At 40.9% G+C, this 14,496-nt stretch carries 13 protein-coding genes and 4 tRNA genes; 5 read left to right on the top strand and 12 right to left on the bottom strand.

From position 1 onward, the window contains the following. Nucleotides 1-56 precede the first annotated feature (56 nt). A complete protein-coding gene (locus ONZ52_RS21980; protein WP_265220760.1) occupies nucleotides 57-377 on the top strand; it encodes a hypothetical protein in 321 nt (106 codons plus the stop codon). Between the two features lie 56 nt (nucleotides 378-433). Continuing rightward, nucleotides 434-1,039, top strand: a complete 606-nt coding sequence (locus tag ONZ52_RS21975; protein ID WP_265220759.1) for a helix-turn-helix domain-containing protein — start codon at nucleotides 434-436, stop codon at nucleotides 1,037-1,039. Nucleotides 1,040-1,087: 48 nt separating this feature from the next. On the opposite strand, the gene ONZ52_RS21970 is transcribed toward ONZ52_RS21975, so the two are convergent. After that, nucleotides 1,088-1,714, bottom strand: a complete 627-nt coding sequence (locus ONZ52_RS21970) for a GNAT family N-acetyltransferase (protein ID WP_265220758.1) — start codon at nucleotides 1,712-1,714, stop codon at nucleotides 1,088-1,090. An 80-nt stretch (nucleotides 1,715-1,794) separates the two neighbouring features. Further along, complete coding sequence (locus tag ONZ52_RS21965) at nucleotides 1,795-2,667, bottom strand: Vmh family MBL fold metallo-hydrolase (RefSeq protein WP_265220757.1); 873 nt, start codon at nucleotides 2,665-2,667, stop codon at nucleotides 1,795-1,797. Nucleotides 2,668-2,803: 136 nt separating this feature from the next. On the opposite strand from ONZ52_RS21965, the gene ONZ52_RS21960 reads away from it, so the two are divergent. Next, a complete protein-coding gene (locus ONZ52_RS21960) occupies nucleotides 2,804-3,697 on the top strand; it encodes a LysR family transcriptional regulator (RefSeq protein WP_265220756.1) in 894 nt (297 codons plus the stop codon). An 80-nt stretch (nucleotides 3,698-3,777) separates the two neighbouring features. Here ONZ52_RS21960 and ONZ52_RS21955 read toward each other — a convergent pair whose 3' ends face one another. Together ONZ52_RS21955 and ONZ52_RS21950 are read right to left on the bottom strand one after the other, a co-directional pair. Beyond that, nucleotides 3,778-4,806, bottom strand: a complete 1,029-nt coding sequence (locus tag ONZ52_RS21955) for a phosphotransferase enzyme family protein (RefSeq protein WP_265220755.1) — start codon at nucleotides 4,804-4,806, stop codon at nucleotides 3,778-3,780. After that, nucleotides 4,803-6,107 (bottom strand): aspartate aminotransferase family protein, encoded by a 1,305-nt coding sequence (locus ONZ52_RS21950; protein WP_265220754.1) that lies wholly within the window; start codon nucleotides 6,105-6,107, stop codon nucleotides 4,803-4,805. Before ONZ52_RS21950 ends, ONZ52_RS21955 begins: the two co-directional genes overlap by 4 nt. Nucleotides 6,108-6,243: 136 nt before the next feature. Here ONZ52_RS21950 and ONZ52_RS21945 point away from each other — a divergent pair, with 136 nt between their 5' ends. Beyond that, entirely contained in the window at nucleotides 6,244-6,939 is a 696-nt protein-coding gene (locus tag ONZ52_RS21945) for a helix-turn-helix transcriptional regulator (protein WP_265220753.1), read from the top strand. Between the two features lie 171 nt (nucleotides 6,940-7,110). Here ONZ52_RS21945 and ONZ52_RS21940 read toward each other — a convergent pair. The 4 genes from ONZ52_RS21940 to ONZ52_RS21925 form a co-directional block, all read right to left on the bottom strand. Then, nucleotides 7,111-7,188, bottom strand: a tRNA-Met gene (locus ONZ52_RS21940). Nucleotides 7,189-7,317: 129 nt separating this feature from the next. After that, nucleotides 7,318-7,395, bottom strand: a tRNA-OTHER gene (locus tag ONZ52_RS21935). 82 nt (nucleotides 7,396-7,477) lie between these two features. Next, nucleotides 7,478-7,555: transfer RNA gene (locus ONZ52_RS21930), tRNA-OTHER, on the bottom strand. A gap of 117 nt (nucleotides 7,556-7,672) precedes the next feature. Beyond that, a tRNA-Trp gene (locus tag ONZ52_RS21925) sits at nucleotides 7,673-7,750 on the bottom strand. 280 nt (nucleotides 7,751-8,030) lie between these two features. On the opposite strand from ONZ52_RS21925, the gene msrA reads away from it, so the two are divergent. Further along, a complete protein-coding gene (gene msrA, locus ONZ52_RS21920; protein WP_168827646.1) occupies nucleotides 8,031-8,690 on the top strand; it encodes a peptide-methionine (S)-S-oxide reductase MsrA in 660 nt (219 codons plus the stop codon). 109 nt (nucleotides 8,691-8,799) lie between these two features. Here msrA and ONZ52_RS21915 read toward each other — a convergent pair whose 3' ends face one another. From ONZ52_RS21915 to ONZ52_RS21900, 4 genes are all read right to left on the bottom strand, one after another. Beyond that, entirely contained in the window at nucleotides 8,800-10,956 is a 2,157-nt protein-coding gene (locus tag ONZ52_RS21915) for an Ig-like domain-containing protein (protein ID WP_265220752.1), read from the bottom strand. Next, entirely contained in the window at nucleotides 10,937-13,174 is a 2,238-nt protein-coding gene (locus ONZ52_RS21910) for a choice-of-anchor K domain-containing protein (protein WP_265220751.1), read from the bottom strand. Before ONZ52_RS21910 ends, ONZ52_RS21915 begins: the two co-directional genes overlap by 20 nt. Further along, nucleotides 13,140-13,649: an Ig-like domain-containing protein gene (locus ONZ52_RS21905; protein ID WP_265220750.1), complete on the bottom strand. Its 510-nt coding sequence runs from the start codon at nucleotides 13,647-13,649 to the stop codon at nucleotides 13,140-13,142. The genes ONZ52_RS21910 and ONZ52_RS21905 overlap by 35 nt, the downstream gene beginning before the upstream one ends. Next, nucleotides 13,615-14,496: Ig-like domain-containing protein (locus ONZ52_RS21900; RefSeq protein ID WP_265220749.1), on the bottom strand; the 882-nt coding region annotated here is incomplete at its 5' end. The genes ONZ52_RS21900 and ONZ52_RS21905, both read right to left, overlap by 35 nt.

Below are 14,496 nucleotides of genomic sequence, written 5' to 3'. Positions count from 1 at the left end.
GATAATAATTATCATTAAAATGTAGAGAGTCCTAATTACTGGGAGTAATAAGAATAATGACCACATCAGTAAGAATTGATTCAATTAGTACAAGTTTAACTCCTCCCGAACAGCGCTGCCAATTCTGGGAAAACTATAACGGTAAGCAGTTGATCGGTTTACGCTGTTCCACTTTTTCAGATGAAGGATTTATTGCCTCGGGAAAGAACATCCACATAGATAATTTTGGTATAGCTTTTATACGTGCCAATGAACATGTTGTCGAAAGAAACATTCATATTGTTAAAGATTTACCAAAGGAGTCTATATTTTTCTCACTCGGGTTAAGTAGCCATACTTTTTTTATCAAGGTAAAGAATGTTTCAAACCCGATATAAATGATCTCATCATTTATAGAACAGATAAGCCTTACCTTTTTGGCTTTTCATCCAACATGAAACAATTAACCTTTGACATACCCTATGAAAGACATCATTTATTGTTCAAGAAGACAATAAATCTAGACACCCCTAAAATAATAAAAAACGATACTAAAAGAAATCGTTTTCTAATTAAAACGCTTTATCATATCGGAATGCAATATCTAGAGGACCCGAACCAAAATAAGGCTGAAACATTTAAACACGAAATCATTGATCTATTAGGAAGTATACTATCTGAAAACTTTAATAATAGCGACACCCTTGGTTTAAGCTATTTAATCGCTGCTAAGCATTATATTTTTGAAAACTTACATAATCCAGATTTAAGTTGTGAAGAGATAGCAATGACTTGTGAACTTTCTTCGCGTCATCTCACACGAATATTTGCCCAGGAAAATACATCACCTAAGCAATATATCATTTTGAAACGACTAGAACGAGCAGCGCAATTACTCTCATCATCAGAAAAAAACTATTCGAACATTTCAGAAATTGCTTATCAATGTGGATTTTCTAATCAAGCTCACTTTTCAAGAGCGTTTAAAATTTTTACAGGGATGGTTCTCAAAAGAATACCGCAAGCTACATTTAACATAGTAAAAATCAAACAACCTTAATACTTATTAAAAACCAACCATTTATTACAGTCACCTATGTTAAAAAAATTAAATAATTTTTTTAACATAGGTGTAGTTTTCAACCTTTGGATTAAAGGTATTTTGCTTTTTCTCTACTCGCTGAAAACCATTATTATCGTAGAACTGATATGTACAAAGACTATCAGAATAAAGAAAATATTTTTTTGCATTGCACTCTTTCAAAAATGTCTCAAACCTCGTCATTAAAGTAGAGCCAATTTTATGACGTCGATATTTTGCATTGGTACTAAAGAATACCAACTCACTGTCACAATCAGATATAGCACTGTTGTTTGTGAACGATATTGGGCTTTTATTTTTGGCTAAATCAGACAGTACTTTAACGCCCTCCTCAAAACTACGTAAATTAGCTTTCGCCTGTTTAACCAAAGGCTTGGAATCAAAAACTAACGCTTTCGTAGATAACGTTCGAGTAATACCTATAAGCACACCACATATTTCCCCCTTACATTCAGCGACTTGCATATAGCTTGCATTACGAAAATCATTCGCTAAAAAAATAACCGCCAAATTACGTAACGCGTCCTTATCCGTTGAAGTGGTGAAAATACTCAGGTTCATGTTCGCCAAGAAGATTTCAACGATAGCATCAAAATCATCTGCAGATGCAGGTCTGTATTCAATATTCACCATAATGATCTCATATCTGAGGGATACATTTGTAGAATAAGGTTGCCCTATTGTTCATAGAGCAACCTTATTTAATGACAAAATTACCACTGCATTTCGCCAGTGTTCACCTTTGCACTCAACTCCAAATCACTTTCACCTGGCAGTTCTGGATAACGTTTTTTCATTGCTTTAATTACGGCATCAGACTTGTTTGCTTTGAGCTTTTCTACTGCTGTTAATTCTTTTTCAAAGGCTGTTAGGTAATCAATAGTAAAAGAAATCGCTTCCGCTTTTGCAGGCATCGCACCCAAATAATGACCTGGAATAACCACATCTGGCTGTAAAGCAGCCATTTTTTTAAGGGATTCAGTCCACTCTTGTCTAGAAGCTTGCGTTTGCGTATCCGCTGTCCAGACATGCATACCAGAAGTGACTGAAACACCACCCAATACAGCCTTGATAGATGGAATCCACACATACGCCTGATGAGTGTTAATCTCTTTGATCTCAATGGCCTTACCGTCCAACATCAATGTCGTATCATTTAGTATTTCAGGCACTACAATATTAGTTGGCGCAGCATCACCAATAATAGGTCCCCAGTATTCTAGCTTGGCATCTTTTGTACTTTGAATGTGTTCAACTACCGCTTGGCTGGCAACCACCCTGACTTTTGGAAACGCTTTAACTAAAGACTGAAGGCCAAAGTAGTAATCAGGATCTCCAGCAGAGATATAAATCATGCTTAAGTTTTTGTGGCTTGCTTTGATCATGTCAACCAAAGCCTGTCCATCTTGTGTATTGAATTGTGCATCAAACAAAATGGCGTCTTTCTCACCACTTACCAACACAGAGGTAACAGGGAAAATTGCATTTTCCCCCGGATTATATTGTGAGAATGTCAAATCGGATGCAGATGCAGAGCCAACAACCAATGCCGCACTGGTAAGAATTATCGAAGAGAATTTAGTCATAATACGATTGCCTTTTTTCATAATGTTTAAGAAGCTGTTTGTGAATAACGATACTATATTTGATTGAATTCCGACTAAATACCCTATAAATTAACTTTCACTGTCTCATTTTTCGATCTAATAAACGGATACTTACGTGGATAGACTCACCGCATTACATGTATTTGTGACCATTGCAGAGCAAGGCAGCTTAAGTGCTGCTGCTGAACGACTAGATATGTCTAGGGCAAAGGTATCAAGATATCTTGCCGAACTCGAAAGCTGGATGGATATAAGGCTACTCCACCGAACAACAAGAAGCCTCAGCCTGACATCCATAGGAGAAGAAACATTAGAAATTGCTCAAAACCTCTTGGCAATGACTGAAGATCTAGAAGGAATTCGTAATAAAAACACACCGACACTTAAAGGACAGCTGAGAATAACAGCCAGTTATTCACTAATAGATAGCTTTTTAATGAATGTAATCCATGACTTTGTCTCTACGTGGCCCGGCACATCTATCGACATAATGTCGACTGATGAATCGGTGAATTTGATTGAGTCACGCATAGATTTAGCCATTCGAATTACCAATGAATTAGCTCCCAATGTGGTCGCCAGAAAATTAGGAGAATGCCGATCTGTTATCTGTGCATCTCCAGCTTATTTGGCTAAACATGGAACGCCTCAGGACGCCCAGTCGTTAAGTCAGCATAACTGCTTATCTTTCACTTATTTTGGTCGCTCAGCTTGGGTTTTTGATGGGCCAAATGGACCTGAATCTGTTCCTATTACAGGGAACATAAGCGCTAATCTTTCAGAAGTATTGCTCGCTGCAACATTACAAGGCAACGGAATAAGCTTACAACCACTCCCAACAGTGCAGCCATTAATAGAAAATGGAAAGCTCGTAAAACTATTGCCTGAATGGAAGCCTAAAACCTTAGGCGTTTATGCTGTTTACGCCAACCGCAAACAAGTCACCCCCCTGCAAAGGGCATTCACAGAAGCGTTGTCTCAGCATGTAAAAGGGCTACCTTACTGGTAATGACATAAAAATGGGCTGTTTTGTATAACAACCCATCTTTTTATTATCACTATCTAATAAGCGCTTTCATCTTAACCAATTTATGGAGCTTGATAGTTATCGGCCCACGCGAGAAATTGCTTTACTTGACTCATCGCTCTTTCAATCAAGTATTCGGCTAACTCTTTTGCGGTTTGAGTTTCTTGTCGACTGCGAATCCAACCCAGATAGGTAAAGCTTCGTAACGCTAAAAACAAATCTAACAAAGCCAATTCACTGTCAGGAAGGTCACGTTTAGAACGGTAGCCCTTTATTAATGCCGCTTTGGCATCCTCAAAGTGTGCTTCTTTTTGAATAAAATACAAAGCCGTGGCAAGCTCAAACATATACCAGCCAAAACCAGCGTCATCAAAGTCAATAGGACGAACTTTATTACCTTCTTTCATCAAGTTTTCGGGAACGAAATCCGCATGAATCAAACCGTAATTTTGATCCGTCTTTTCAATGCTCTGGAGCACTTCAATCGCTTTCGCTCTGGCTTCTTCTATCTTAGATTTTTGCTCTGGGGTCAGTAATTCTAACTCCCAAAAACGCCCCCAGAATGGCATTTCACCCACTAAACCTTCTTGATCCCAAGCGTGGCGTTTAAAACCTTCTGGTAAAGTCCAAGTAGATGATTGGTTATGAAGCTGTGCAGCAATTTCACCAATGGTGTGATAAATCTCATAACTTTGCTCTGGTGTCATTGCCACCCCTTCTTCGACAGATCCGATAGGCTCTCCATCGACCCAACCAAATAAGTCAACAAAGACCTCTTCACCCGTTTCAGGAATAACAATGTTAGTCATTAATTCATCATTAATATTCTTAATGACATCAGGTGTTGCAACACCAAACTCAGATAATGCGCTCATCCACTGCAGTTCAGAAAGCAAAGCAGCATATTCATGATAACCTGGACGATGGATCCGTAATGCGTAACGCTCACCGTCAGCAGTCGTTAATTTATAAACTGCATTTTCACGGTATTTAATTAAATCCAGCTTGGAACCTTCTAAGTTCCAATGTACTAAAGAAGCCTCAGCGGCATGAGTTAACTGGGCTAAACGATCATCAACTTTATTACTCATACGCCCACCTCTTGAGATACTGCATCAAACGCCTTAAACAGAGCAGCGAGTAAAATGTCTGCATGCTCTGGTTTAAATGGCATAGGGGGACGAATCTTTAAAACCGAGTCACTAGGACCAATCGTACTGATCAATACACCATGATGACGCATGAAATTAACGATTTGCTTAGCTTGTACTTTAGCTGGTGTTTTTAAGGTTTTATCTAATACCAACTCCACACCAAAGAACATACCTCGGCTTCTTACATCACCAATCAAATCGAATTTTTCTTGTAATTTAAGTAGACCTTCCGTCACGTATTGTCCTGTCGTCACAGCATTTTCCAAAAGATTGTCTTCTTCCAAGGCATCTAATACGGCATTACCGACAGCACAAGCGACAGGTGTTCCACCAAAAGTATTAAAATACATAGCATGTTTTGTAAAAGCGTTGATATTATCCAAACTCGAAACAATACCCGCCAACGGAAAACCATTTCCCATGGGTTTCCCCATCGTGACAATATCAGGAACAACGTCATACCACTGATGCGCCCACATATGCTTGCCCGTTCTACCAAAGCCAGCTTGAACTTCATCAAAAATGACAAAACCGCCTGCTGCACGCACCATTTCAGCCGCTTCTTCAAGAAAGCCGTCAGGAAGATTGAGCAAACCTTCGTTAGCAAAATCTGGACAAACCAACATACCAGCTACACCAAGACCATCCTCTTGAAAAGCATTGATCGCGGCTTTGATGTGCTTAAGATAAGCGTCTTTTAACTCTTCTACAGGAACATTTGGAAGACCACGATACGTATCTGGAATAGGAAAAGAACGCACTCGCTTCGTTCTTTGAGCCTCAGGCATAAATCCTGTTCCCAATTCACCAACGGCCTCCGTATTACCGTGATAAGCCGCATCGGTTACTATTATTCCTTGCGAGCCAGACATAAAGCGTGCCATACGCAAAGCCAACTCATTTGCTTCACTTCCTGTACAAGTTAACATAGCGGCATTAAGAGGCTCAGCAAAGGTAGCAGTCAGCCGTTCAACATAATTGACAATGTTTTCATGCAGATAGCGAGTATGAATATTTAACTTCGTAACTTGCTGAGTAATGGCATTAACGACTTTGGGGTGACAATGCCCTACATGAGGCACATTGTTGTAGCAATCTAAAAATTTATTGTCGTCCGTATCGTATAACCAAACCCCCTCACCACGAGCGAGGTGAATAGGTTGTTCATAAAATAACGGAGAATACTTACCAATAGTGTTATGGCGTCGTTTTAATAACAACTCTGTTTGACTTTCCATTGTAGCACCTACAAAAACCGTAAAATAGAAACTACATACTAGACGAGCCAAATCTGCTATTGTATCCACCAGATGGTTGACCTCAAGTTTGAGTAAAACAACAGCAATTTGTGATAAAATCAGTTGGTGGTAAAGTTTGCAGAGTCATCAGTTTCCAAGTTTATTTCAAGCCAAAAGTCTCGAATTAATTAATAACCTTATCAAAATAAGCAGTTCGGTATTTTTCTTGGTACAACCAGACATGAAGCATCAAGGTGCCTATATTTCCAACGCGCCCTCTGAAATTGAAAAAGCCTACACTTCAACTTATTTTGCCCTTGATCCAATTCATCCTAGAAATTTTAAAGATACCAATGATCGCGTTGTCACACTCAGCTCCCAAATTTCAACTGAACGTTTGATGAAACACCGCTACTATCTAGAATTCATGCAGAAGTACCAACATAGGTATGTGTTGGATATATTTTTTCGGAATTCACGCAATGAGATTATTGCCGTCATTAGCTTACTAAGAGACAAGTCTCTGTCAGATTTTACTAAGGAAGAAATCGATCTATTACACTCCGTTCACGCCTTCATGGAATACAGTTTAAACACGGTTTACCTTCCTAAGCGAGATCAAGAACGTACCAGTTTGCAAACTCGATATAATCTAACCGACAGAGAATTGGATGTACTAGAAATGCTTATTTCGGGGGCGAACAATAAAGAAATTGCTAAGCGTATTGATATGGGCCTAGCGACCTTAAAAACTCACTTAAACCACATTTTTAAAAAAACTACTGTTCAAACTAGAACCGAGCTGACCGCAAAAATCATGTCAGAACTATAAAGAACAAACAATTGATAAGAACACTGCATTTAAAATGAAAATAGAACTAAGATAGGAAAATATTGGAAAAATAAAGGTGTGAGACAACTTTCTGCTTAGACAATAAATCTCATTGGTTGCATGAGAACTTGGTTTTACTTAAAAGTGAGCCTAAGATTTTTTATTAAGAAATGGTTGCGGGAGCTGGATTCGAACCAACGACCTTCGGGTTATGAGTCTCGACGAGCTACCAGACTGCTCCATCCCGCGACAACGAATCTATATATAGATTTTTTGATGTGTAGATATAATCTTTATGACCAATTCTTCACTACTTTACGAATTGGTTGCGGGAGTCCCTTTTCTTAATTAAAAAGTGAACCAACGACCTTTTCAAAATGGTTGCGGGAGCCGGATTCGAACCAACGACCTTCGGGTTATGAGTTCCGACGAGCTACCAGACTGCTCCATCCCGCGACATGCAACCTATTGAGATTAAATAGGTTAATTTCGAAATATATTTTACAAAACGGTTATAAATTCTTACTGCTTTACGAATTGGTTGCGGGAGCCGGATTCGAACCAACGACCTTCGGGTTATGAGTCCCGACGAGCTACCAGACTGCTCCATCCCGCGACAAATTAACTTTTACAAGAATCACTAACGATTTCGTTTGATTAGATTTCATCTAAAATAAGATACGCTATTGCTCTATTTAGAATTAAAAATAGGAACTTGCTACCTTATTTAAAATGGTTGCGGGAGCCGGATTCGAACCAACGACCTTCGGGTTATGGAGCTCGACGAGCTACCAGACTGCTCCATCCCGCGACTAATCATCATTAACAACAAACATTCATCAATGCTTGTTGGTTAAGCAAATTTGCTCAACCCTTGCTAACGAGGTGCGTATTATAGGTAGATTAATCCAAGAGTCAAGCCCACTTGAGAATATATCTACGAATAGTTGAAAATTGACCTTTCCCCCTCATTATCTAATATCAGTAAACGCAGATCTACGTTAGAGACACCTATAACACCTTGTATAAAAGACTATGGCAGGGTAAAGATAGCTACGATACTTTTTCGACCATATGGTTAGGAGATATAAATGCCCAGCAATATTGAAACCATTCTCAAAAAATCAACAATCCCCGCTAAAGCCGATGCTCTTCCTGGTAGAAGTGCTCCTCTTAAAATCTCTGGGATACACGCTGTCAACAATGAACCGTTTGTCCGCACTAAAAACCCTAATGAATCTGAGATTATCCTAGGCATGGGATGTTTTTGGGGGGCCGAGCGTAAGTTGTGGAATACGCCTGGTGTTATCGTCACTTCTGTTGGCTACGCGGGCGGCTACACCCCCAACCCAACCTATGAAGAAGTTTGCTCAGGACAAACAGGCCACAGCGAAGTCGTACAGGTTGTATTTAACCCCTCTATTATTTCATTAGAAGGCATCCTTAAAGTTTTCTGGGAAAACCATGATCCTACCCAAGGTATGCGCCAAGGCAATGATATCGGCAGCCAATATCGTTCTGTTATCTACACAACAAACGATAAAGACATGCCAATTGTGGAAGCCAGCAAAGCGGCCTTCCAAAAAGAACTACTCGGCGCAGGCCACGGCATGATCACCACAGAGATTGAGCCACTCGATACCTACTACTTTGCTGAAGAATATCACCAGCAGTACCTACACAAAAACCCGAATGGGTATTGTGGCCTCGCAGGCACAGGCGTGAGCTGCCCTATTGGCTTAAGCGTATAATTTAAGTTAACAAGAATAATCACACTCTAGACTAAACACGTTTTAGAAACGAAAAGGCCGAATCGCATAACGATTCGGCCTTTTTTATTTTCGTCTTTTCAGACTCAGATTAACCATCAATATTGATGTTGTACTCTTGGTCATTGTAGATAACTTTGATCGAATCAGTCGATGACACCGAACCATCCAAGTTAGAATCGAAACTAGAAGCAGAACCAAATTCAGCCACATCCTCGCCCCCAACTTTAACATGTCCATCTGTTACCTTAACGTTATCTGTTAAGAACTTGGTAATCGCATCGGCATCAGCATCTTTACCAGGGTTTCCTTCTATTCCTGTTAACAGATCAGTTAAATCTAATGCGTCCTCAGCCGCGTTAAAATCGGTAATAATATCGATATTTGACACATCTGCTGTGTCATTCAATATAAAGATATCGTTACCAGAGCCTCCCATCAGGGTATCTGAAACTTGATCATTACCACCAAACAACACATCATCGCCAGAGTTACCCAATAATGAATCTTCCCCAGTAGTACCAGACAAGAAATCATCACCGGAACCGCCAACAATAACAGATTCATCTGTGGTACCAATCAAATCATCATTTACACCATTGGTATTAATAGATGCCGTAAGTTCAAAATCATCAAGCGGAGAATCAGAGCTACTAACAATTGTTAGGTTGTCTATTGAAGTAACACCACTATCAACAGAAACGGTATAGGTTCCATCATCATTTATATCGAGATCCACGCCATTCTGTTGCAATTTGGCCCCTGTTGGAACGCCATCGATGACAACACTCGATAAAGTTTCATCGCTCGCCAAATTAGACACATCAATAGACACGGTGTAATAAACGGCAGAAGAGGATGTAACAAAAGGATCTGAAGAAGAAACCGAAAAGTCACTTCCCTGTACTATCCCATCACTTGCCTTAATATTTTCGAAGCCTGATATTCTACCGTTATTAATCAGAGATCGAACCTGTGCAATGGTATATTCCGACAAATACAATGAATCTGTACCAAGTCCACCTTTTAATGTCCCATTTACTACACCTTTTATAATAAGGACATCATCGCCATCACTCATATCAATAGTTGAATTAACATTGCCACCTACAAATACCTTATCATTACCACTTCCAGTATTTATATTAGCGCCACTATTAAGAGTCTTAGCTACGTAAACTGTGTCGTTATCAGAACCTGTCGAAATGGTCGCATTTGCATCACCACGGACAACAACAGTGTCATCACCAGAGCCAGTAGTAATCGTACCGCTTCCATTTTGATTCCCTTCAATCAGAATCTTATCTTTACCGCTTCCCATATCTACACTACCAGTTAAGTTACCATTTACATACAAAGAATCATTACCTGATCCAAGAGAAATAGAAGACCCACTGTTAGTAGAAGAACCTAGAGCAACACTATCATTGCCATCACCCGTTGAGATTACAGCACTCGAATTGCCAGTGATCTGAATAAAATCATCACCTTGATTGGTTGTAATAGTTGAATTAGACCAAGTGCTTCCTTTAAGTAATACATCACTTGAACCATTTATGTCCGTAAACTGAACTCTTGTATCACCTGTATTTTTGTAGTCATTACCTCCTACATTATACCAATCATGCCAGTCATATTTTTGAATATCAAAAGTATGACCTTCCTCAAATCCCTGCCAGATATCACTGGTAACTTGAGGTTCAACTCGATTAAGAGTCACGGTAACACTAGCCTGCCCCTCTTCATCTGCCACTATATTGATGGTTGCCGTCGCAGTATCTGTACCGCCATTGCCATCTGAAACCGTATAGTCAAACGAAGCAGTTCCAGAAAAGCCTGATGCCGGCGTAAAGACAACATTCCCGTCAGAATTCAGGTATGCATACCCATTCTGAACATTACTAATACTCGTCACAGTTAAAGTATCGCCATCTACATCTGTATCGTTCGAAAGTAAACTTTCTACACTTATCACTAATCCTTGCGCAGTTTCACCAGCAAACAGGTCATTCTGAGCAACGGGAGCCGTGTTCGTTCCGACGTTGATAGATAAAGTCGCAGATGATGTACTACCATCTGAGTCTTGGATCATGTAAGAGAATGTTTCTTGCGCGCCAGCTGGAATTTTGTCTACAGAAACCGTTACTTGATACGTGTAACTGCCGTCTGCATTAAGCACTAAATTACCATATTGCCCCTGAATGCTAGAACCAACATTCGCATCAGACTCAGTAACAGATACCCCCAAGAGCCACACTGACAACAGAAATATCGCCATCTTGACTGAGTACATCAGCCCCGACACCATCATCGCCCTCAAGCACATTACCTGTTGTTTCGGGAAGGCTATACCCTTCACCTTCAACAACTCGAACAACCAATTCGTAACTAGTCGATGCATTTTCATCCGTGTAAATAGAAGTAATTATATCGCCATCTGAATTACCGACTTCTCTAAAACCAACAACCTGTAAAGTATAAACCTCACCTTCCCATTCAAATGTCACAAAAGTATTTTTAACCGTAACAATATCTCGTGAAGCTAAAGCATCGCTTGAGTTAACGGTCTCATTATGATCAAAGTCTACTTTTAGTGTGACTGATTGAGTCGCACCAGTGTCATCGGTGATAGAGAAAGCGACTTCCATAGAAGCTGCTGTGATAGCACCACCGTCATAAACAGGGTAATTGTAGTGAGTAAATGTACCAAGCACGATATCTTCATTTAACTCAAAACGGCCATCGAGGTTCGCATCATTATCTACAAAACCATAACCCGATTGAGAGCCTGAACCTGCCGGACTACCCCAACGAATCTGATCCAAACCATCGTCATTGTCATCGCTATCAAACTTACGAATATCAGAACCATTTTGATAGCTTACCCAGTTTGCCTCTATTCCAGTAACCTCAAAGGTTTCTCGACGAACAATAATACTATCTTCGTCATTCACGGCAACAGGCGCAGAATCTTCAATCGAAACAGAGACATACTCAGTCGTTGTCACAAGACCATCATTGACTGCAATACCAAAGTCAACAGTGACCGCATCCCCCAATGTAGTATCACCATGATCCACAGGACCACTTAAAGTAACCACATAACCATGCTGACCATCTGTGTCTGTAAGCGCCACACGAATAATTTCAGTCTCACCCGCTTTGGCGACCAAATTGCCACTGCTGTCGGTTGTCCAAACCAAGGTTACACCACCTGATGTCATGACCTCAGCTGGAGCAACAAGTGATAACGCCAAATTCTGACCTTCTGCATCACTTATACTAAATGTCCCAGTCACTGAGACACCATTCGCCGCTGCAGAATCGCTATCAAGCAAATCTTCTTCGGAAATGACCACAGAATCAGAACCATCCGCAAACGCTAGCTCAGGGGCAGAATTTTCCCAAGTTGCACTACCGGAAACGGCAGCAGCACCTGGATCTACTGCTGTAGCTGTCGCAGTTACTGACAACTCACCATCAAAGTTGTCAGGAACTGACAGTATTAAACCTTTAACCGTAACAACACCAGTTTCAGGATCAACCTCCACATTATTTGTAAATCCACCACTGTTTAGCGAGATTTTCCAAGTTGTTATGCCATTCTCTGTCCCCAACTTTTCAGCTCCAGACAAGGATGTCCCTTCTGGCGTTGTCACAGTTAACTCAGTAATGTTTTCAGAATGGTCTGTATCTGTCGGAGCAGCCGTAATGTCTACGATGTAATTTGTTACAGCTGACTCGTAAGAAACGCTATGAAGCAAGTAATCACTTGTCGCAACACGATCCCCAGTTGTCGGTGTAGAAAACTCGATTGCCAATATGGATTTACCCTCTGGCGCGTTCACCGTTACAGGAGCACCAATTCGATCATAACCGCCTTCGTCACTATTACCATCGATGGTAAAAGTCTCCGATGTTCCATCACTATACTTGACAGTATAAACAGCCGTCTCATTATAACTATTTAACCAAGCCAACTCGAATGTTGCGGATGAAGCCGGCTTATCAAGCTCGACGACTAACTTCTCTTGCTTACCAATTTCTGAGTCCGCCCCGTTACTAGCCTGTCCCGTCACACCGAAACCAGTAGGCGTTCCTGAATCCTTAATGGAAATAGCAACGACATCATTGTCGCTGTTATAAGCAGTCACAGTAAAACCAGCTGGATTACCAACTGGATCTTCTACTCCATCTAGCACGTTGGATAAATCTACGCTATACAAAGTAGTTGTCGTAGTCGGCGCCAACGTCAACTCAACTGTTGGCACATCAGTGACTGGCGTGACGTTGACGGTTGCCGTCGCTGAAGCCGTATTACCAGCCTCATCTATAACTTGATACGCAATCTCTACCTCACCACTGAAATCCGAAGCCGGTGTAAAGAGTAGTGTGCCATCTTCATTGACAGTGACAGTCCCTTTTTCAGAGTCAAAAGAGACACCGCTCGAGAACCAATACGGCACCACTTTCATCATTTGCGAGAATATTAATGACTATCGGCTCAGCAGAATCCTCATTCATAGACACTGTTTCACCAGCCACCTCAGCAACTGTGTCAAGAGTAAACTCTAACGTACTACTCTCAGACGTATTTCCTGCAGAATCAACTTGACGAACAGTAACTGTATTCACACCTTCTGTTGTGGTTGGTGCTGTAGTGATCCATTCTCCATCAACAAAATATTCAAGCGTAGCGCCACTTTCGATACCAGTAATCGTGTAGCTGCCATCATTAGTCAAATTGTCATTCGCTGAACTACCACTATCAGTGTTAAGTGATATAACAAGTGAATCTGGCGCGGTAGTATCGACGACATGAGTAGACGTTGTTTTACTCTCAACGGTATTACCAGCCGTATCAGAAGACGTCACGACAACCTCGAACTCGGTATCAGCCGCCAAATCACTGCCAGCAACAGCAAGAGCCCCATAAACCACCGACAGCAACCGTCGTAGAATATTCCTTGCCGTTAATAGTCATCTTGACAACATCTCCAACGGAAATATCACCACCAACGGCCTTACCTGACACAGTGATAGTTTGGCCACTTTCTTCCGCGTTGATAACATCGTCAGAAGTGATCGCATTCACGGTCACCGTACCGGCATCAGCCACTGTATCCTTAACAATCGACTGAGGGTTAGAAACCCCTTCGTTACCATAAACATCTGTTACATTAACGACCACACTTAACTCACCATCAGCAAGTGTTGAGACATCAATATTAGTTTCGAAATATGCCCAACCACTGCCATCCTCAGAAACCACAATATTACCAGTCAGAGTAACCATTTGACCTTCACTGTCAGTAACAGTGATAGAGGTGACATTTCCTCCAACTTCTAACCAACCACCAACAGTTAAATTACCAGCCTCATCAAAATTAACCACGCCATCATTGTTGTTTTCAGCTAAAAACACATCAACATCGGCAAATGTATCAACTTTAAAGATCTCTGTACTGCTTGCAGAGAAGGGATTACCTGCCTCATCAGTACCTGTCACGGTAGCCGTCACAAATGGATTAGCCAACGTTGTAGTAGCAAGGTCGGACCCTAAAACATCAACAGAGTATGTATACTTACCTGAGGCATTTTGCTCATTTGAAACAATACCGGATCCAATCACCTCGCCATCCAAAGTAATAGTAACCGTATCACCAGGCTTAGCATCCCCGCCGACCCAACCAGTGATACCAACCATCACACCATCTGCGGATTCACTGCTATTAATCACACTATCAGAGGTAATTCTGTCAATATCAATATTGGCATTAGCATTCAA

Origin of the sequence: Marinomonas rhodophyticola, from assembly GCF_026113935.1 — a bacterium.
Classification (GTDB): Bacteria; Pseudomonadota; Gammaproteobacteria; order Pseudomonadales; family Marinomonadaceae; genus Marinomonas; species Marinomonas rhodophyticola.
The sequence above is the reverse complement of the archived record's forward strand: the minus strand, read 5'-3'. Positions and strand labels throughout refer to the sequence as shown.